Source organism: Skermanella aerolata KACC 11604 (assembly GCF_000936425.1).
In the GTDB taxonomy this organism is placed as follows: Bacteria; Pseudomonadota; Alphaproteobacteria; order Azospirillales; family Azospirillaceae; genus Skermanella; species Skermanella aerolata.
Genome location: NZ_AVFK01000002.1, coordinates 184,344 through 204,170, shown reverse-complemented (window position 1 = coordinate 204,170; position 19,827 = coordinate 184,344). Strand labels below are relative to the sequence as shown.

Below are 19,827 nucleotides of genomic sequence, written 5' to 3'. Positions count from 1 at the left end.
CCGAGATTAAGGAACGGCGATGAAACCGACTTTGTCCGTGCCGATCATCGGCAAGGTGCTCCTGATCCTGGCCATCCTGGCGGTCGCGGTATCCGCCGGGATCTACCGGATCAAGGCGATCCAGGACCAGACCGAGGCCCAGTTCACCGCCCTGATCGACCCCGACGCCGTCGGCATCGTCTGGATGGCGCGGGCGCGGGCGACCGCGATGAACACCGTTCGCCTGACGTTCGAAATGCTGGGCGAGCCGAGCGGGTTCCGTGCCCGGCAGACCAATGCCCGGATGAAGGAGGAAATGGTCAATCTCGTCCTCCGCATCGCGGAAGCGGAACGCCATCTGCCGGATTTCGCCAGGGACCTGAAGCTCGCCCGCGACGCCTTCGACCGGGTGACCCAGCGGATCGAGCCGCTGACCGCAGCCAAGCTCGCCCAGAATGACGGCGCTCACGGAGAAGCGCTCCGCGAGCTCGTCCGGCCGGTAATCTCCTCGGTCGAGGAATTCGATGGCCTGATGAACAAGCTGATCGATCAGGCGCAGGAACAGGCGCGGGTCCAGGCCCTCGCTACGGTTGAGCGATCCCAAGCCGACAGCGGCATGATCGTGGCCCTGGTCGCGGCATCGCTGGTGGCGGTCTTCATCTTCGCCCTCACGCTGCTGCGCCTGACCGTGGTCCGCCCGCTGCATCGGCTGATCGCCACCGCCAAGGACATCCTGGGCGGCGCGCTCGACCGCACCGTGGAAGGCGTCGAACGCGGCGACGAGGTCGGCGATATCGCCCGCGCCGTCCAGCTTCTCAAGGACACCCTGGCAGCCTCCGACGACCTGTCGCGCCGTACCCAGTCGGCGGCGGAACAGGTGGCCGCCGCGACCAGCCAGGCGGCGGCGGCGGTCGAGCAGGTGTCCGGCGGGTCCCAGCGCCAGATGCAATCGGTCGAGGCGATCACCGGCTCGGTCTCGCGCACCACGGCGATCATCGGCACCATCGCGTCGGTCAGCCTGTCGGCCAAGGACCGCTCCCGCGCCGCCGCGACCCAGCTTGCCAGCGGCCTGACCCAGATGACGGCGATGACCGCCGCCGTGCAGGAGATCGCCGTCACCAGCGCCCGCATCAACAGCATCACCCAGAGCATCGGCGAGCTTGCCACCCGCTCCAACATCCTGTCGCTGAACGCGGCGATCGAGGCCGCCCGCGCCGGCGAGCATGGCCGGGGCTTCTCGGTCGTGGCGGAGGAAGTCGGCAATCTGGCGCAGCAGACCGCCAATCTCGCCCAGGAGATAGCCTTGCTCGCCGCCGACAGCGGGGAGCGCATCCAGAACGGCGTCAGCATCGCGACCGACGTCGGCGGCGTCATGAACAGCGTCGCCGCCGCCATCAACGAGACCGACAGCCTGTCGGAAGACATCGCCCAGTCCATGGAGGAACAGGGCGCCGTGCTTCAGCAAATCGAACTGAGCCTGCAACGCCTGACCGAGATCTCCAACGCCAACGCCACCGCCAGCGAGGAAATCGCGGCGACCATGATCGAACTGACGCGGCTGGCTGACAGCACCCGCCAGCAGGCCGAATCGGTGCGCCGTCCGGCCAGCGGCGCCGCCGCGTGACGACCGGCGGAACCGACGTGCCAGAAACCCAGCCCAGCGTCCTGATCGTCGACGACTCGTCGATGATGCGCAGCCTGCTGTCGCGGCTGGTGGAAGGCGACCGCGACTCCGGCGGAAACAGCATCTGGCGCTTGGCCGGCACGGCTCCCGACGGGCGTGTTGCGATCACCCAGGCGCGCGAGCTGTGCCCCGACATCTGCCTCCTCGACTTGGAAATGCCGGTGCTCGGCGGCCTCGACGCGCTGCCGGCGATCCGCGCCGTCTGCGACGCCGCCGTCATCGTCGTGTCGTCGATAGCAGCACCCGGATCGGCGGAACGTCGTGCCTGCCTGATGGCGGGAGCATCCGCCGTCGTCGCCAAGCCGTCCGGCGCCGTCAGCGCCGATCTGGTGGAGATCAGCGGCCGGGCCATCCTGTCGGCGATGCGGGCTGCCCTGGCCCGGCCGGAGGGCGCCTGATGCCGCCGGTGCCGCAGGTGACGATACCGCCGCTGGCACTCGACACCTGCCGCCTGATCGGGGCGAACCCGGCCGGGCCGGTCGGCGCCCGCCTGATCGAAGCGTGCGGTGCCCTGTCGCCGCAACGGACCCTGGCGACCGGCACGGAGCGCGACGCGCTGGTGTCGATGCTGATAGACGGCGCCACCAACCGCGAGACCTACTTCTTCCGGGATCGCCGCCAACTCGGGCTGATGGCGGCTCTGCTGCGGGACGATGCATCCCCCGGCGTGCCGCTGACGCTGTGGTCGGCCGGCTGCGCTACCGGGGAAGAAGCCTATTCCCTCGCCATCATGCTGCGCGCAAAGGGTTTGCCCGCCAACGTGACCGGCACCGACGTCTCGCGGCAGGCGCTGACGACGGCTGTGGCCGCGCAGTACCGCACCGGCCAGATGTCGTCCTGCCGGGAAGTTAGGACCGAAGACGAAACCTACCTGCCGGCGATGCCCGACGGCCGCCGTACCGTCGCCGGCGAGATCCGCGCCGCCGTCCGTTTCGTCGAGCACAACATCCTCTCCGGCATCCTGCCTCCGCCGCAGCGATTCGACGCGGTCGTCTGCCGCAACGTTCTGATCTACATGGACGCGGCATCCCGGAGCGTTGCCCTGCGGGCTCTGGCGTCGGCGGTCAGACCCGGCGGGCTGCTGCTGCTGGGTCCCGGCGACGTGGCGCCGCCGGTCGATCCGGCGGCGCTGGGTTTCCGTGCCCTGTTCCGCGACGGCGCCGGCGTGTTCATCAAGGGGAAATCCGATGGCCGCTGATGCCGCCGCAGCCGATACGACCGCAGCTGGCCATCCTTCCGTACTGGCCTCCGTCCTGGCCTTCGAGCGGCGTGGACAGGCGTTCTGCTGCCCGACCGCCGATGTGCTGGAGATCATCGAGGAACCGGCCCTGGACGATCCGGGTTATCCGACGCCCTTGGTCGCCGGGGTCCTGCTGTACCAGGACCGGTTCGTCGCCGCCGTCGATCCCGCCTGCATTTTCGACCACGTCCCCGAACGCCGGGGCGACGTCATCCTGATCCAGGGACCCGCCGGCGCCGTGGCCCTGCTTGCCGACAGCGTGCTGGGCTTCCGGACGCCGGCGGCGCTTGCCCCGGCGCCGTGGATTCCGGCGGGCCGCATCTGCCGGTCGGCGGCGGTGATCGAGGGCATCGGACGCGCCTTCGTCCTGGCGGGCGACGGCCTCGGCGACGTTCCTTCCGCATCCAGGGCAACCGCTCCTGGGGAGTTCCCCGGCACGGCGTCCTGCTCCGGCCGTCGGAATGAGCCGGACGCGGCCCATGCCGCGCCGATGCATCTGGTCTTCACGGTCGCCGGACGCCTGTTCGCCGCCCAATATTCCGACGTGCAGCGGATTCTATACCGGCAGCGCCCGTTCCGGATACCGGGAGCGCTGCCGCCCATCGACTTTGCCGTCGACGTGATCGGCGCCATCGTTCCGGTGCTCGACCTTGCCAAGGCCGACATGCATCCGGCATCGGCCGACTTCGTCGTCCTGTCGTCGTCCGTGGGTCCGCTGGCGCTGCGGGTGGACGGGATAGAGCGGCCGCTGGCGCTGGTCCGCGACGTGACGGAACCGGGCTGGTTCCCAGCTCCCGGCGTGGCGGGCATCGCGCGCAAGCCTGGAAGCGATGCCGCCGAGCCGAAGGATCACGCCTATTCCGTCATCACCGGGGAGATGCTGTTGCGCGGCCTGACCGCCGGCGCCGCATTGTGGGAAGGACGGCCGTCATGACGCTTCCGCCGCCGGGCACGGCTCCGATGCGCGTCCTGATCGTGGACGACTCCGCCTTCATGCGGGCGTCGCTCCGCCACATCGTCGGCAATACGCCCGGCTTCGTCGTGGCGGGAGAAGCCACCGACGGGCTGACGGGGGTGGACGCGATCCGCTCGCTTCGGCCCGACATCGTCACGCTGGACATCGACATGCCGGGCCTGGACGGCATCGGCGTGCTGAAACGGGTGCGCGCATCCGCGGCAGGACCGCCCGTCTTCATCATGGTCAGCGCCTTCACGACCCAGGGCGCCAGCCTGACCGTGACGGCTCTCAGCTGCGGCGCCATCGACTTCGTGCCCAAGGCATCGGAGCACTTCAAGACCGATCTCGCACAAGTGGGGGAGTTGCTGCGCAGCAAGCTCGCCATCGCCGCCGCCATCCTGACCGGCCGCGACCGTCCGCCCATGCGACCGGCGGCCCAGATCCCCGCTGCGATTTCCCAGCCCGCCGCTCCGGCCCAGTCCCTCCCTCCGGCCCGGCGCTCCTCTGCCGCCGGCGCGCCTGATGTCGTCGTCATCGCGTCGTCCACCGGCGGTCCGCAGACGCTGCCGCAGGTCCTAGGTCCGGCCTGCCCGTTCAAGGCCCCCATCGTCATCGCCCAGCACATCCCGCCGGTCTTCAGCCGGAGCCTCGCCGACTCCCTAGCCGCCACGCTCGGCGTCGCCGTCGTCGAAGCGGAGGACGGCCGGGAGCTTTCCCCCAACACCGTCTATCTGCTGCCGGGGGGACGCAACGGCGAGCTGGTGCGGGTCCGCGCCGGCGTCTTCGCCCTGCGTCTCCTGGACGAGGGCACGGCGGTCTACCGGCCGAACGCCGATATCCTGTTCCGCTCCGCCGCCTTGTCGGCGCGGCGTCCGGTCGGCCTGATCCTGACCGGAATGGGAACGGACGGGACGGAGGGCGCCCGGGCGCTCAGCCAGCGCGGTTGCCCCGTGCTGGTCCAGGACCCGGCCTCGGCCGTGATCTGGGGCATGCCGCGCTCCGCCATCGACGCCGGTCTGGCGACCGAAGTGCTGGATGCGCCCGGCCTTGGGCAGCGGCTTGCCGCAATGGTAGAGAAATCCGGATGAGCCCGACCGATCCCGACGATCCGACGGAGGAATTCTGGGCCCTGTTCGGCGCGGAACTGGATGAGTACCTGACCGCCATCGAAACGATCCTGGCCGCCAGCCCGGTCGACCTGACGCGGGTGGACGAGCTGTTCCGTGCCTTCCATTCCGTCAAGGGCGGTTCGGCGGCGCTGGCGCTCCGCTGCGTCGAAACGGTGGCCCACGCGGCGGAGGATGTCCTACACCTCGTCCGTGCCGGCAGCAGGACGCTGGATACCGGTCTGGTCAGCGCCTTGCTGGAAGCGCTGGACGAGATGCGCCGCCTCCAGGGCACCGCGATGGCGACCCGCACCGACCAGCCGGTCAACGCCGCCATCGTCGCCAAGCTGAAGAGCCATCTGACGCAAACGCCGGCGCCAGCGCCCGCCGCGGCGGTTCCCGCAGCGCCGCCGCCCCCGCAACCGGCTCCGGCGCCGATGCCTGCCGCTCCGGCGCTGACTATCGGCGATGCCGATCTGGAAGCCTTGCAAGACGCGACGCTTGGCCTGATCGGCGCCATCGACGCGGAAGACCCCACTGACTCGGCGGCCCTGCTGGCGGAAGCGGCGGATACAGCCGGCCTCGGCGGTATCGCCGGTGCTGCGCGCCGGCTGGCCATCGGCGGACGCTGGGGCTGGCTCGACCTCGTGCTGCGCCTGCGGGGAGCCGAAACAGCCAGCGGCAGGACGATCGGCGCCTTCGCCCTGACCGCAGCGCTGGAAGTTCCGTTCGGCGACCTGTTGCTGGAACATGCCGGCGCCCTCAGGACGGAACCGGACGAACCGGCGGTCTGGCTGCACGCCTCCCGCCTACTCGCCGCGATGGAGATCGAAGCGGGCGTCGAACTTGCCGATCTGGTGGCGACCCGCCTGCTGCGCGGAGAGGATCTTCCGGACACCGAAGCTCTGACCGACCTGTGCGCCCTGATCGGCATCTCCGCCAGTTCCGGCATGGACATCCCGCACGAGGAAATCACGGCGCTGCGGGACGCGTGGTTCGAGGTCACCGGCTTCGCCGCCGCCGGCGACGCGTCCGCCTCGCCGCCTTCGGCGGGCCAAGCCCATCCCTGGCCCGCCGAAACCCTGATCCGCATGGCGGAGGAGGCGGCGTCCGGCTGCGCGTTGACCCTGGTCCTGCTCGACCTGGAAAGCGACCCGGCGGCGGTCGATGCCGTGACCGACCGCCTCCGCGCGGAGCGCTGCCTGTACAACCGCTCGCGCCTTGACTTGGGCGGCGGGATGTTCGAATACGTCGTCGCCGTTTTGGGCAGCCCCGATGCCTTCGCGGTGGCGCTGGCGGAAACCGACCCGTCACACGCCTGTCTGCGTTCGGTCCTCGTGACCGACTCCAACGCCGCGCCGGGACGGGAAGCAGGCGTGGTTTCCACTACGTCAGCGCCGTCACCGCCGCCAGTGCCGACAGTGCCGGCATCGCCGCCGCCGGTCCCCTCCCCCCTCGCCGGCGTTCCCGCCGCCGCCCCGGTCGCTCCGCGCCCCGTCGATGCCATGGTCCGCGTTCCGAGCGCCGCGATCGACGGCTTCATGGACCTGATCGGGGAACTGCGGCTGGGCCTGACCGCGCTGTCTCGCGTGCTGGGCGAGGACGGCTCGCCGCAGGCCGTCCAGCCCACGCGGGCGACGCGGGAGGAGTTCCGGCGGCTCGACCGCGCCGTCCGCCAGCTCTACGACGGCGCAATAGCACTCCGCGTCGTTCCCATCGGCACGTTGTTCACTCGCCTGCTCCGGCCGATCCGCGACACCGCCGTCCTGGTCGGCAAGGAGGTGGCGCTGACCACCGCCGGCGAGGACGTGCAGGTCGATAAGGCGATGATCGAGATGCTGGTCGATCCGCTGACCCATATCGTCCGCAACAGCGTGGACCACGGGATCGAATCTCCCGAACGGCGTCTCGCCTCGGGCAAGCCCGCCGCCGGATCGATCCGCATCCGTGCCCGACAGACCGCCAGCCTCGCCATCATCGACGTCGAGGACGACGGAGCCGGCATCGACGGCGCCCGCGTCCGCGACAAGGCGGTCGGCAAGGGCCTGATCGGGACGGCGGAAGCGGCGGGGCTCTCCGATGCCGACGCGCTGAACCTGATCCTGCTGCCCGGCTTCTCGACCAGGGACGAGGTGACGGCCACATCCGGTCGTGGCGTCGGCATGGATATCGTAGTCACCGCGATCAAGAAGCTCGGCGGCCGGCTGACCATCGACAGCCGCATCGGCGCCGGCACGCGCATGACGATCGAGTTCCCGGTCTCGGCCGCCATGCAGCGCGTCCTGACCGTGGAAACAGCCGGCCAGACCATCGCCATCCACGAACGCTCGGTGCGCGAGGTCGTGGAAGTTCCGTCACGCGACCTGCAAAGGGTAGGACGGCGGCTGACCCTGTCGCTGCGCGGACGCTTTCTGCCCGTCCTCGATCTCGGCGCCTTGCTCGGCCTGCGGGAAACGCCGTCCGGCCCGCTCTCCGGCAACCGCACCGTCGTCGTCGCCGACGACGGCGATTCCAGGATCGGCCTGATCATCGACCGCATGGCGGTACGGCGCGAAGTCTTCTTCAAGCGCCTGCATCCGCTGATCGAGGTCAATCCGCTGATCGCCGGGGCCGCCGTGGTCGGCAGCGGCGGCGTGATGTTCACCCTCGACACTACAGCCCTGTTCGCCCGCGCGGCCCACTGGCTGGAGCCTGAGCCTGCCGAAGCGGCTCCGGTCACCCATACCCTCATCATCCATCCTGCCGACCGAAGGGAGGAGCCATGCTCCATCGACTGAGCATAGCGACCCGCCTGGGTTTCGCCGCCTGTCTGTTCCTGGCTCCGGTCGGCTATGGCCTGTGGGTCCAGACCAGCGCCAATCAGGCGCAGATCGTCCAGGCGCATCGGGAGGCAGACGGGGCGGCCTATCTGCGCGGTATCGACGCCGTGCATTCGGCGCTCACCCGCGCGGTGGTGCTGCGGCAGTCGCTGGACGGCGACGGCTTGGCGGCGAAACTGGCGGAACTCCGCACCGGCTTCGGCAGCGCGCTGGAAACCGAAGCGCTCTCGCAGAAGGCGGAGGTGCTGATCCGCGCCAGGGACCGTTCCGCCATGAAGGTGGAAGCCCGGCGGGCGCTCCGCAGGCTGGGGCAGCAGGTCGCCAACCGTTCGGGCATCGTGCTCGACCCCGAACTGGCGTCGTACTATCTGGGCGACATCTTCGCGTCCAGCCTCGCCGACCTGCGCGAACAGTTCACCGAACTCCGGCGCAACAATGCAGGCGGCGCCGGCCATGATGCCGACGGCGACGCCAAACGGTTCGACGGCGCGCTGCTCAGCGGCCGGATCGAGAACCTGCTGCAAAGCATCGAGTACGCGGTCGCGACCGCGACCGGTCCGCAGGGCAATCCCGCTATCAAGGAGACGCTGGACAAGACCTTCCAGCCCTTCGGCATGATGATGAGCCATGCCGTGGCGATGATGGAGAGCGGCAGGGGCGATCCCGCCGCCGTTCAGGCCACCTTCGACGCCATCGACCGCTTCGCCCAAGCTGCCAACGACCAGTTCGTCGAACTGCTGGACGCGCGTGCGACCCGCCTGCGGGAGGAGTCGCTACGGACCGCCGCCATCGGCGGCGCCTTGTCCCTGCTGGCGCTGCTGTCGGTCGTGGCCCTCGTCAGGCAGGGCGTCATCCGGCCGTTGCGCCGGATGACGGAAGCGCTGGGCCGGCTGGCCGATGGCGACATCGCGACCGAAGTTCCAGCCTCCCGGTTCGACGACGAGATCGCGGCGCTGGGTGCCGCCATGCGCCGCTTCAAGCAGGCGCTGGAGGACTCCCGCTCGCTGTCCAACACGGTGGTCCAATCGACCATGCACGTCTCGGTCGCCACCGGGCAGGCCGCCGCTGCCATCGCTCAGGTATCGGACGGCGCCCACGGGCAGATGGCGTCGGTCGAACGGCTGCGCCGTTCCTTCCTGGAAACGCGGGAAGCGATGAAGGAAGTCGCCGCCGTGACCCGCACCGGCCAGGAACGCTCCCGCGACGCGGCGGACCGGCTGGAGGAAAGCCTGTCCGACATCGACGCGATGGCCGATGCCGTCCGCGAGATCGCCGACATGAGCAGCGAGATCAACCGCGTCACCGTCGCGATCGGCAAGCTGGCCGCCCACTCCAACATCCTGTCATTGAACGCCTCGATCGAGGCATCGCGGGCGGGCGAGCATGGCCGGGGCTTCTCGGTCGTCGCGGGCGCCGTCGGCACGCTGGCCCAGCAGACCTTGAAGCTGGCGCAGGAGATCGCCGAACTCGCCCGCCGTAGCCACGACCGCATCGGCCGCGGGCTGGAAGTTGCCGCCGCCGTCGGCCGCCGGATGCAGGAGGTTTCCGTCACCATCGCCGAGACCGACAGCCTGTCGCAGATCATCGTCGATCAGGTTGCGCGCCAGCGCGAGAGCGTCGACGGCATCGAAACCGCCCTGATCGAGCTGTCGGAGATTTCCCACGCGAACGCGTCGGCCGCCGAGGAAATCACCGCCACCATGCGCGGCCTCGCGGCGCTGACCGACGACACCCGTCTCCGGGCGGAGGAGGTCGCGGGCAGCGCCGGCGCTTGAAGTATGGCCCAGTCACTACTTTGACGCCCGGCCCTGCACGTAGGTTTCCCTGACCGCCCGGTCGTCGCCCAGCGTCATCAGGACGAACAGTTCCTCGTCCAGGTCGCCCTCGATCGTCTCCATCCGGTGCGCCATCGCCGGCGTCGCCCGCGCATCCAGCACCACCAGATCGGCGAAACAGCCCGGTTCGATCGTCCCGATGCTCCCGCCCATCCCCAGCGCCAGCGCATTGCCGCGCGTCATCATGTGAAAGGCCGACAGCGCCGGCAGGTTCTGCCCGCCCAGTTGCAGCACCTTGTAGCCCTCGGCGGCGGTCCGCAGCATGGAATAGCTGGTGCCGCCCCCGACATCGGTCGCCAGCGACACCCGCACCGGATCGGCCCCGCCGCTCAGCCGCTTCAGGTCGAACAGCCCGCTGCCAATGAACAGGTTGGACGTCGGGCAGAACACCGCGACCGACTTGCTGTCCGACAGCCGCCTGACCTCGTCGTCGTCCAGGTGGATGCAATGACCGAACAGCGACCGCTCGCCCAGCAATCCGTAGCGGTCGTAGACATCCGTGTAGTGCCGCGCATCGGGGAAAAGCTGCCGCACCGTCTCGATCTCGCGCAGGTTCTCCGACAGGTGCGTCTGCATGTAGACGCCGGGGTTCTCCCGGTTCAGCGCGCCCGCCGCTTCAAGCTGTTCCTCGGTCGAGGTGATGGCGAAGCGCGGCGTCACGGCGTAGCGCTGCCGCCCCTTGCCGTGCCAGCGCTCGATCAGCGTCCGGCTCTCGTCGTATCCGCTTTGCGCTGTATCGCGAAGCCCCGGCGGGGCGTTGCGGTCCATCATGACCTTGCCCGCGATCATGCCGGTGCCGCGCCGTTCCGATTCCGCGAAGAAGGCCTCGACCGATCCGGGATGCACGGTGGCATAGACGACCGCCGTCGTCGTGCCGTTCCGCAGCAGCTCGTCCATGAAGAAGACGGCGTTCCGCTCGGCGTGGCCGGCATCGGCGAAGCGCTGCTCCTCGACGAAGGTGTACTTGTTCAGCCATTCCAGCAGTTGCGCCCCGTAGGACGCGATCACCTGGGTCTGCGGGAAGTGGATATGGGTGTCGATGAAACCGGGCACGATCAGTCCGTCGGGATGATGGTCCACCGCCGTCCCCGGCGGCAGGGCCGGCGCCAGTTCCGACGCCTCCCCGACCGCGTCGATGCGGCCGTCCCGCACCACCACGATGCCGTCCTCGATAAAGCAGTAGCTGCTCCGGTCGCCCGGTCCCGCCGGTTCCGAAACGAAGCTCAGCAGCCGTCCCCGGATCGCCTTCAAGTCCGATCCCACCATATCCCGCATCCCTCCAGTCTCCCCCTGCTCACTTGGCCCTGCTCACTTGGCCCTGCTCACTTGGCCCTGCTCACTTGGCGGCGACGGCGGTCCAGGCCGCCAGCACCCGCCGCTCTTCCGGCGTGATCATGGTGATGTTGCCCGGCGGCATGGCGTTGGAGAACACCGCCTGCATCCTGATTTCCCCGGCATGGCGCGTGATTTCCTCCGGCGTTTCCAGCCGGACGCCCTTGGGGGCGGTCGCCAGCCCTTCCCATCCCGGAGTTTCGGCATGGCACATGCTGCACCGGGAAATCACGACCTCTTCCACCTGGGCGAAGTCGACCGGTTCCGCCGCATGGGCGGTGCTGGCGACCGCATCCGCGTTTGGACCCAGCGCGCTCAGCCAGATGATGCCGACGACGCCGGCTACGGCGACGCCCCAGGTCCACCACGGCGTCGGCTTGCCGGCATGGCGACTGTTGAAGAAATGCCGGATCGTGGCGCCGACCACCAGCACCAAGGCGACGATCGCCGGAATATGCCCGGTGCCGAACGCCAGCGGATAGTGGTTGCTGATCATCAGGAACAGCACCGGCAGGGTCAGGTAGTTGTTGTGAAGCGACCGCTGCTTGGCTTCCTTGCCCAGGGCCGGGTCCGGCTCCTTGCCCGCCAGCAGGTCGGCGACGACCTTCTTCTGGTTCGGGATGATGATCATCGCGACGTTGGCCGCCATCATCGTCCCGATCAGCGCACCGACCTGAAGCATCGCGCCGCGTCCGCTGAACACTTCCGAAAAGCCCCAGGCCGCCAGCACCAGCATCGCCAGTCCCGCTAGGGCCAGCCCCGTATCGTTCTTTCCGACTGGCGACTTGCACAGCCTGTCATAGGCGACCCAGCCCAGCACCAGCGTTACGACGCTGATCGCCACCGCCTGCCACTGGCTCAATTCCATGACGCCCTGGTCGATCATGAACAGATCGGCGCCCCGGTAGTACAGGACGACCAGCAGGAAGAAGCCGCTGATCCAGGTCGCGTAGGCTTCCCATTTGAACCAGGTCAGTTCATCGGGCATTTCGGCCGGAGCAACGTTATACTTGACCATGTGGTAGAAGCCGCCGCCATGGATCTGCCACGCCTCGCCGCTGGTTCCCTTGGGCAGCCGTTCGCGCTTCTTCAGGCTGGCGTCGAGATGGACGAAATAGAAGGACGACCCGATCCAGGCTATCGCCGTGATGACATGGAGCCACCGCAGCATGAAATTGACCCACTCCCAAACGATGGTTTCCATTTCGTCCTCTCCACTGTTCACTTTGGCGCGCATCGTGTCGGGGGCTTGGATACCCAGGCGATGCCGTGTTGACTGAATTGGTAGACATGTCCGTGCCGACCGGGAAGCGGGGGCGTTCGGCAGGACCTTCAAATAAACCGGTAAGATCGGGTAAACCGGCGAAAAAGCCGGTCACCCCCGCCGGACGCGGGAATGGGCGGCACAGGGAAGGGTAACGGATTTGTCATTGCTCGAAAACATGCGAACCTTCGTCCGCGTCGTCGAAATGGGAAATCTCTCGGCGGCGGGGCGCAGTCTTCGCATGTCCCCGGCGGTGGTCAGCCATAGAATTCAGCAGTTGGAGCAACATTTGGGCGTGCGTCTGCTCAACCGGACGACGCGTCAGCTCCAGCCGACCGAGCACGGCCATATCTTCTACCGCGACAGCCTGGAAGTACTGGACGCTGTGGAACGCGCCCAGACCAACCTCGCATCGGCCAGCGGCGTACCGTCGGGCAGTCTGCGCGTCACGGCGCCGCTGGGATTCGGCCGCCGTGTCCTGGGGCCGATGATCCCGAAGTTCCGCGAAGCTTTCCCCATGGTCGATGTCCGCCTGCGCCTGTCCGACCACCTGATCGACCTGCTGCATGAGGCGGTAGACGTCGCGATCCGCATGGCCGTGCTGCGCGACAGCACCTTCGTCGTCCGCAAGATCGCCGACTGCCCGCGCGTCCTCTGCGCCACGCCATCCTACCTGGAAACCGCCGGAGAACCTGAGCAGCCGGAAGACCTCCAGGCCCATAACTGCCTGCTGCTGCGCTTCCCCGGCTCCCAGCAATACCAGTGGACCCTGACCACGCCGGACGGTCCCGCCAAGATCTCCGTCACCGGCAGCTTCGACGCGGACTATGGCGACGTGCTGACCGACTGGCTGCTGGCCGGACACGGCATCGCGATGAAACCGGTCTGGGAAATAGCGGAGCACCTGAAGAGCGGCGCGCTGAAAATCGTCCTGCCGGCCTTTCCGCCCGAACCCGCAGTCCTCGCGGTCCTCTATCCGCACCGCAACCTGCTGCCCGCTAAGGCCCGCGCCTTCGCCGACTTCGTCGTCACGGAAACTCGAGCCACCCTCAGCGAAGCCCTGGCCTACGACCCGCGCTGAAGCGCTTCGACCAGAAGTGCTCCGGCCCGATCCACCTCTTCCGCGGTAGTGAACCGTCCCAGCCCGATCCGGATGCTGCCGAAGGCATCCTCCACCGACCGGCCCATCGCGAGCAGCACGTGTGACGGCCCGCCCTCCCCGCTGCTGCACGCCGATCCGGTCGAGAGCGCCAATTCCGGCAGGTCGAGCAGCCGGTCCGCCGCATCCAGCCCCGGCACCGCGACATGCAGGCATCCCGCCAACCCCATGCCCTCGGCTGAAGGACTGTTCCGCCTCAAGCCCGGCACGCCGTCGGCCAGAACAGCGAATAGCCGTTCCCGCAACTCCCGAAGCCGTGCCGCATCGGCAGCCCCGCGCTCGCGCGCGATCCGGCAGGCAGCACCCAGCCCGACGCACAGCGCCGTCGGCAAGGTCCCCGGCCGCTGACCACCCTGCTGTCCGCCGCCGAACAGCAGCGGCCGCACGGCCACGCCCTGCCTCACATACAGCGCGCCGATCCCCATCGGTCCATAAAGCTTGTGCCCGGACAGGCTCGCCAGATCGATACCCATCGCCGCAACATCCAGCAGACCCGTGGAAAGCGCCTGAACAGCGTCGGTGTGGAACAGCCCGCCCCGCTCGCGGCAGCGCCTCGCCAGGTCGGCGACCGGCTGGATCGTCCCGACCTCGTTGTTGGCCGCCATCACGGAAACCAGCGCAGGCCCGTCGATCCGCACCGCATCCGGATCGACCCGGCCCGCTGCATCGACCGGCAACGTCTCCGTCGCATGCCCGCGCCGCGCCAGTTCCCCAACGCAGGCCAGCACGCTGGGATGCTCTACGGCGGAACACAAAACGGGCCATCCCTCCGGCACGCCGCCCAGCAGCGCCAGCGCATTGGCCTCGGTAGCGCCCGACATGAACAGGATTTCTCCCGCCCTCGCGCCGATCAGGGCAGCGACATCACCGCGCGCCCGTTCGATCGCTTCGGCTGCCCGCCAGCCGCGCCGGTGCCCGGCGGCATGCGGATTGCCGGCGGCTGCAACCCCCATCCACGGCAGCATTTCCTCCAGCACCGCGGGATCGAGCGGCGTGGACGCCAGGTGGTCGAGATACATCAGCCCGTCCGCAGCGCCGCCGCTCACCCGCTTGTGCTCCCTAATCCTCCGCGTCAGCGGCCCTGGCATTGCGCGTCGCCGACGAACCGCCCCGGAACCCAACCGCCACGACATAGGTCTCCGCCGAGTCCGCCCGGCTCGCCGGCGGCTTGGCATGCTTGACCGAGGCGAAGTCCTTCTTCAGCCGGTCCAGCAACGTGCGTTCGGTACCGCCCTGGAACACCTTGGCGATGAACGCCCCGCCGGGGGACAGCACCTGCGCCGCGAAGTCGTAGGCCAACTCCGCCAATCCCATGATCCGGATATGGTCGGTCTGGGGATGCCCGGTCGCCGGCGCCGCCATGTCGCTCAGCACGATATCCGCCGGCCCGTCCAGCGCCTCGTGCAGCCGGTCCGGCGCGTCCTCGTCGTTAAAGTCGCATTGGAAGGTGATGGCGCCCTCGACTGGTTCCATCTCCAGGATGTCCAGCCCGACGACCTTCCCCTTGCCCGCCTGCGGTTTGACCCGCTCGACCGCGACCTGCGTCCAGCCACCGGGTGCGGCGCCCAGATCGACCACCCGCTTGCCCGGCGCCAGCAACTTGAACTTGTCGTCCAGTTGCAGCAGCTTGAAGGCAGCCCGGCTGCGATAGCCGCGCTTCTGCGCCTCCACGACATAGGGGTCGTTGAGCTGGCGCTGAAGCCATAGCGTCGACGACAGCGAGCGCTTCTTGGCTGTTTTGACGCGCACGCCGAAGTTACGGCCGCTGGGAGTGTTCGGTCCGGATGATTTGCTGGTCATAACGTCTGATATAGCAATAGCTGGCCGTTTTCGCGCGGCAATTCGCCGTTCATACCCCGTTGGCGGCGATCAAATCCACCAGGATGCCTTCCCGCAGACCACGATCCGCGATCCGCAGCCGCGTTACCGGCCAGGTGTCGCAGATCGCCTCCAGCACGGCACAGCCCGCGACCACCAGATCGGCCCGCTCCCGCCCGATGCACGGATACGCGGCGCGACCCGCGAAATCCAATTCCAGCAAGCGCCGACTGACGGCCCGCGCGTGGTCGATCTGAAGGTAGCTGCCATCGACGATGGACCGCTCGTATCGTTGCAGTCCTAAGTGGATCCCCGCCAGCGTCGTGACCGTGCCGGAGGTGCCGAGCATCTGGACCTCGCCGCGCTCGACCGCCCGCTGGATGCCGTTCCGCGCCTCGAACGCCGCCAGCGCCGCCGAGATCTCATCGACCATCCGGACATATGTCGCGGCCGAAACCCGGTCGCCGCCATAGGACTCGGTCAACCCAACCACGCCCTGCGGCACCGAGATCTGGTCGATCATCCGGGTCCGCCCGCCCGCTCCCAGTTCCAGCCACATCAGCTCGGTCGATCCGCCGCCGATGTCGAACACCAACGCCCCGCGCACGGTGGGGTCGAGCAGCGGGGCGCATCCCGCCAGCGCCAGCCGGGCTTCCTCGTGGGTCGAAATGATGTCCAGCGCGATGCCGGTTTCCCGCTCCACCAAGTCGATGAACGCGTCGCAGTTCTCCGCCCGCCGGCAGGCCTCGGTCGCGACCGCCCGGACGGCGGTGACGCCACGCCGCTCCAGCTTGGCGGCGCAGATCCGCAATGCCGCGACCGAACGTTCCATCGCGGCATCCGACAGTCGGCGCGACCGGCTGACGCCCTCGCCCAGCCGCACGATCCTGGAAAACGCATCAATGACCCGGAACCCGCCGCCCATCAGCGGGCGCGCCACCAGCAACCGGCAATTGTTGGTCCCGAGGTCGAGGGCGGCGAACACCGGACGCATGTACGAAGCCGGGCGCATGCCCGCCGCCGTCCCCCGCCGATCGATCCCCAATTCGATGTTCACATCGCCCTCGAAAGTCCGACCGAACAACCGAAGGGCTGTCCCGGACATGGAATGGTAACCTAAGCTGCCCCAGGGATGAAAGGATGCCTTTAGCCGATGCGGCACCCGACCGATGGATGAGTGCAAAAAAATCTTCAGAAAGGGCTTTCCAGTCCGGCAACCCTTTGCTATAAGGCGGCTCCCGAGCACAGAGCGGCACAAAATACGGTGCGGCGACAGCTTGATGGGGGATCGTCTAGTGGTAGGACAGCGGACTCTGACTCCGCCAGCCTAGGTTCGAATCCTAGTCCCCCAACCATTCCAAATCAGGCACTTAGCCGAACTCTCCCGAACGCTCGACTCGCTTCAGTAAGCACCCGGTAAGCACCGCAGCGGGTTTCATGCGTCCGAGTTGTCGGCAATTGAGCAATCCAGCGGCAGTATCCTCGTTTTCGCCCATCCCGACGCGGTTGCAGCCATAGCACATAAGACCTTCGAATTTCTGCTCTGGGTTGAGACATTTCCGGCTATGTGGAATTCGATTTTCTTCGGCAATGAAGAAGCATGGCGAACCCTGGGCACGATCATGGACAGCCGCCACCCGCCCGGACGCTCTCCGTGACAACAGGGGCTGGCTTATCGGTGGGTTTACGGCTGCGCTGGCGCTTGGGGCGGCGGCTGGGATTGCTATCGGCACAATTCGCTGGAATCGACAGTCTGCTGCGACCATCGCATGTCTCTACGCTCACGAACCTGTAACCGGGGATGTTGCGGATGCCCGGCGCGAGGATCTTCCCGAGCCGGTCGAGCGGTATTTCAGGTTCGCGCTGACGGCAGGGCAGCCACTTGTCCGGCATGCATTCATCCGCTGGAGCGGCGAGTTGCTGATGTTCGGCTCATCGGGCTGGCGGCCGTTCAGTGCGGAGCAGCACTTTTACGGCAAGCCGCCCGGCTATGTCTGGGATGCGAGTGTCCGGGTGGCACCCTTCCTTCCAGCCCGTATCCGCGACAGCTATATCGATGGCGTCGGTGCATCCGAGGCCTCGATCGTTTCGCTGGTGCCGCTGAAAGGTCAGCATGGCACGCGGGAGGTCGCCGAAGCCTCGCTCATGCGCTATCTGGCGGAGGCGGTATTGGCTGCCGACTGCCCTGCTGCCCCGGCCGGGGCTGTCGTGGTCCGCCATCGATGCCGACGCCGCACGGGCGACGCTGACCGACCGGGGCCTGTCGGCGGCGGTCGATTTCAGGTTCGGGGAAGCCGGCGAGATCGTGAGCTGCTCGGCCGACCGTTACCGCGCCGCCGGCGCCGGCGTGGTGCTGACACCCTGGCGCGGAACTTACCGGAACTATCGACGGATCGCGGGCATGATGGTGCCCACCGCTGCCGAGGTCGCATGGGTCCTGTCGGGAAGGCTCATGCCTGTCTGGCGCGGGCGTCCCCTCGATATCGAGTACGGTTTCATCGACTGTAAAGGCCCAGGCTGAAAACTCGCGGCGTACCGGCCGGCACCATGCCCGACGGAACCGAAATCATTGGACGGGAGGGGCAGCGATCCCATTTAGTTCGCATGATTGAACCTGCCGTCCATCCCAATCCTCCCGGCCCCGGCCAGGAAAGCGTCTGGTCGTATCCGCGTCCGGCAATTGCGGAACCGTGCTCCCGGCATATCAGGATATTGCATTTGGGGATCATAGTAGCCGACACCGTGGCAAGCGTCCGCACGATCGAGACGAGCCATCCGCCCAGCTACTACATCCCGCCCTCCGACATTATCCCCGGCGCGCTTTGGCCATCGGCTCGACGATCGTTCTGCGAGTGGAAGGGCGACGCCGTCTACTTCGATCTCGCCGTCGGCGGCGTGAGACTGCGCGATGTCGCGTGGAGCTATCCCGCCCCCAGCCCGGATTTTCGGGTCCTGCGGGACTACGTCGCCTTCTATGCCGGAGCCGTCGACGAATGCTTTGTGGATGGCGAACGCGTCACACCGCAGCCGGGCGACTTCTACGGCGGCTGGATCACGTCCCACGTCGCCGGACCCTTCAAGGGTGTACCCGGCAGCCGGTTCTGGTAAATCTCGGAGCAGGGAGCTATCCAGAGTTATCCGAGGTTCGACTCCAATGCTAATGGCATGCTCCTGTGCTATGCCAGGAAACGACGCCAGTTGGACCGAAAGCGTGATCCGGTTCATTTAGAACCTATCAATGCTACTCCAGACTGCCTGCATGAACAGGATCATGCGTGAAGTTCTCTTCTTCACCCTCGCATCCGCAATCATCCTGCCCACGCCAATGCTACTCCTGGCCTGGATGACAGGCCGGACGTTGAGGGAAGTGCTCTTCCGCTGACGGTAACGGAAGCCGTAAAGCGCATGGCTGGAACGTTATTTCCATCTCGTGTCGGCGTCATGGGATGGACGGTTTCCACACGCGGTCGCCTATCCCGCCGCTCAGGCGCCAATCTCGCGATGCTCAATCAGGCAATGATGCGGTCGTACAGGCTCATCACATCGAAGCGCGTCGTGATGAACCATGACGCTTCGGCACCGGCAACATGCGTTGGATTTATAGATGCCGCTGTCCATCCTCGCACCGGCTCAACTCCTCCATGCCGGTTCAGACAGACGTTGGATGAAGAATTCGGCCAGCGCGGCGACCTTTGCCGGGCGCGTTCGGGCCGACGGGGTGATGAAGTAGAGGCCTCCCACGGGCAGCGACCAGTCGGTCAGGATGGCGGCGACACGTCCGTCGGCGAGATATTCGGCGGCCATGAACTCCGGTAGTTCGGCGATCGCCAGTCCTTCCAGGAGCATGGGCACCAGCGCGTCGGCGTTGGTGACGCGCAGTGGGCCGGACGGCGTCACGCTCTCCTCGTCGCCTTCGCCGTTGGTGAAGCGCCAGATGTCGCGCTGTGACCGGTAGGCATAGCCCAGGCAATGGTGGCCGTTCAGCTCGCGCGGGTGCCGGGGCTGCCCGTGGCGCGCGAGATAGGCGGGAGCGGCCAGCACCAGGGGCGCGATAGGGCACAGCATACGGGCGACCAGCGAACTGTCCGGCAGTACCGCGATGCGGAGTGCCGCATCGAAACCGCCGCCCACCAAGTCGACGACGGCGTCGCTCAGATGGAGATCTATGGCAACCTCCGGATAAAGGCGGAAGAAATCCGGAAGCAGGGGCGCCACCCAGCGCAGCCCGAACGACATCGGCACGGCCAGGCGGATCAGGCCGCGCGGGCGGCTGGACATCTCGCGCGTCGCATTCTCCGCAGCTTCGGCCTCGCAGTAGATGCGCGTGGCGCGCTCTGCCAGAGAATGGCCGATCTCCGTCAGGGCGAGCCGGCGGGAAGTGCGGTTGAACAACCGGGCGCCGAGCCGGTCTTCCAACCGGCTGACCGCCCGCGAGACGGTGGCGACCGACACGCCCAGGGTGCGGGCGGCACCGGCGAAGGAGCGTTCCTCCGCCACCTTGGCGAACATCGCCAGTCCTTCGAAATCTGGGAGCTTCGACATCGACAAATCTGCAATGATGAGTTCCAGCCATTTCTATTTCAGCGCGATGCCACCGTCCATACCTTTGAGGGCATGCAGAACACACCCAACG

General features: G+C 67.6%; 16 protein-coding genes, 1 tRNA gene and 1 pseudogene. 12 read left to right on the top strand and 6 right to left on the bottom strand.

The genetic code is table 11. The annotated features are described in order from the left end of the window. The first annotated feature begins 19 nt into the window (after nucleotides 1–19). Genes N826_RS03960 through N826_RS03930 form a run of 7 tightly spaced genes read left to right on the top strand, consistent with a single transcriptional unit; the run spans nucleotide 20 to nucleotide 9,561 of the window. On the top strand, nucleotides 20–1,603 hold the full coding sequence (locus N826_RS03960) for a methyl-accepting chemotaxis protein (protein ID WP_044426082.1): 1,584 nt from the start codon (nucleotides 20–22) through the stop codon (nucleotides 1,601–1,603). Continuing rightward, nucleotides 1,600–2,061, top strand: coding sequence for a response regulator (locus tag N826_RS03955; protein WP_052830819.1), 462 nt, complete (start codon nucleotides 1,600–1,602; stop codon nucleotides 2,059–2,061). Before N826_RS03960 ends, N826_RS03955 begins: the two co-directional genes overlap by 4 nt. After that, nucleotides 2,061–2,861, top strand: coding sequence for a CheR family methyltransferase (locus N826_RS03950; RefSeq protein ID WP_052830818.1), 801 nt, complete (start codon nucleotides 2,061–2,063; stop codon nucleotides 2,859–2,861). The genes N826_RS03955 and N826_RS03950 overlap by 1 nt, the downstream gene beginning before the upstream one ends. After that, nucleotides 2,851–3,837, top strand: coding sequence for a chemotaxis protein CheW (locus N826_RS03945; RefSeq protein WP_044426081.1), 987 nt, complete (start codon nucleotides 2,851–2,853; stop codon nucleotides 3,835–3,837). Before N826_RS03950 ends, N826_RS03945 begins: the two co-directional genes overlap by 11 nt. Further along, nucleotides 3,834–4,949 (top strand): chemotaxis-specific protein-glutamate methyltransferase CheB, encoded by a 1,116-nt coding sequence (cheB, locus tag N826_RS03940; protein ID WP_044426080.1) that lies wholly within the window; start codon nucleotides 3,834–3,836, stop codon nucleotides 4,947–4,949. The genes N826_RS03945 and cheB overlap by 4 nt, the downstream gene beginning before the upstream one ends. After that, on the top strand, nucleotides 4,946–7,744 hold the full coding sequence (locus N826_RS03935; protein ID WP_044426079.1) for a chemotaxis protein CheA: 2,799 nt from the start codon (nucleotides 4,946–4,948) through the stop codon (nucleotides 7,742–7,744). The genes cheB and N826_RS03935 overlap by 4 nt, the downstream gene beginning before the upstream one ends. Further along, nucleotides 7,729–9,561: a methyl-accepting chemotaxis protein gene (locus N826_RS03930; protein WP_044426078.1), complete on the top strand. Its 1,833-nt coding sequence runs from the start codon at nucleotides 7,729–7,731 to the stop codon at nucleotides 9,559–9,561. Before N826_RS03935 ends, N826_RS03930 begins: the two co-directional genes overlap by 16 nt. Nucleotides 9,562–9,576: 15 nt before the next feature. Here the strand turns inward: N826_RS03930 and guaD are convergent, their stop codons facing one another. Together guaD and N826_RS03920 are read right to left on the bottom strand one after the other, a co-directional pair. Next, the gene (gene guaD / locus N826_RS03925; RefSeq protein ID WP_044426077.1) at nucleotides 9,577–10,896 is read right to left on the bottom strand and encodes a guanine deaminase; all 1,320 of its coding nucleotides are present in this window, start codon (nucleotides 10,894–10,896) and stop codon (nucleotides 9,577–9,579) included. Nucleotides 10,897–10,957: 61 nt separating this feature from the next. Further along, a complete protein-coding gene (locus N826_RS03920; protein WP_044426076.1) occupies nucleotides 10,958–12,157 on the bottom strand; it encodes a urate hydroxylase PuuD in 1,200 nt (399 codons plus the stop codon). Nucleotides 12,158–12,383: 226 nt separating this feature from the next. On the opposite strand from N826_RS03920, the gene N826_RS03915 reads away from it, so the two are divergent. After that, the gene (locus N826_RS03915; protein WP_308518117.1) at nucleotides 12,384–13,298 is read left to right on the top strand and encodes a LysR family transcriptional regulator; all 915 of its coding nucleotides are present in this window, start codon (nucleotides 12,384–12,386) and stop codon (nucleotides 13,296–13,298) included. On the opposite strand, the gene N826_RS03910 is transcribed toward N826_RS03915, so the two are convergent. The 3 genes from N826_RS03910 to N826_RS03900 are packed head-to-tail and all read right to left on the bottom strand — an operon-like array spanning nucleotide 13,283 to nucleotide 16,299. Further along, on the bottom strand, nucleotides 13,283–14,422 hold the full coding sequence (locus N826_RS03910) for a cysteine desulfurase family protein (protein ID WP_244619428.1): 1,140 nt from the start codon (nucleotides 14,420–14,422) through the stop codon (nucleotides 13,283–13,285). The genes N826_RS03915 and N826_RS03910 overlap by 16 nt on opposite strands. 13 nt (nucleotides 14,423–14,435) lie before the next feature. Continuing rightward, the gene (locus tag N826_RS03905) at nucleotides 14,436–15,176 is read right to left on the bottom strand and encodes an RlmE family RNA methyltransferase (protein WP_044426074.1); all 741 of its coding nucleotides are present in this window, start codon (nucleotides 15,174–15,176) and stop codon (nucleotides 14,436–14,438) included. A gap of 49 nt (nucleotides 15,177–15,225) precedes the next feature. After that, nucleotides 15,226–16,299, bottom strand: a complete 1,074-nt coding sequence (locus tag N826_RS03900; RefSeq protein WP_244619429.1) for a Ppx/GppA phosphatase family protein — start codon at nucleotides 16,297–16,299, stop codon at nucleotides 15,226–15,228. Between the two features lie 176 nt (nucleotides 16,300–16,475). On the opposite strand from N826_RS03900, the gene N826_RS03895 reads away from it, so the two are divergent. The 4 genes and pseudogenes from N826_RS03895 to N826_RS03885 all read left to right on the top strand — a co-directional run bounded on the left by N826_RS03895 (nucleotide 16,476) and on the right by N826_RS03885 (nucleotide 18,302). After that, a tRNA-Gln gene (locus N826_RS03895) sits at nucleotides 16,476–16,549 on the top strand. A 235-nt stretch (nucleotides 16,550–16,784) separates the two neighbouring features. After that, nucleotides 16,785–17,309: pseudogene (locus N826_RS45905) on the top strand (DUF6544 family protein); the annotation flags it as partial. Beyond that, entirely contained in the window at nucleotides 17,308–17,715 is a 408-nt protein-coding gene (locus N826_RS41485) for a DUF6920 family protein (protein WP_052830817.1), read from the top strand. The pseudogene N826_RS45905 and the gene N826_RS41485, both read left to right, overlap by 2 nt. A gap of 197 nt (nucleotides 17,716–17,912) precedes the next feature. Then, nucleotides 17,913–18,302, top strand: a complete 390-nt coding sequence (locus tag N826_RS03885) for a DUF427 domain-containing protein (RefSeq protein ID WP_211099201.1) — start codon at nucleotides 17,913–17,915, stop codon at nucleotides 18,300–18,302. A 522-nt stretch (nucleotides 18,303–18,824) separates the two neighbouring features. On the opposite strand, the gene N826_RS03880 is transcribed toward N826_RS03885, so the two are convergent. After that, entirely contained in the window at nucleotides 18,825–19,736 is a 912-nt protein-coding gene (locus tag N826_RS03880) for a LysR family transcriptional regulator (RefSeq protein WP_044426072.1), read from the bottom strand. Between the last annotated feature and the right edge of the window lie 91 nt (nucleotides 19,737–19,827).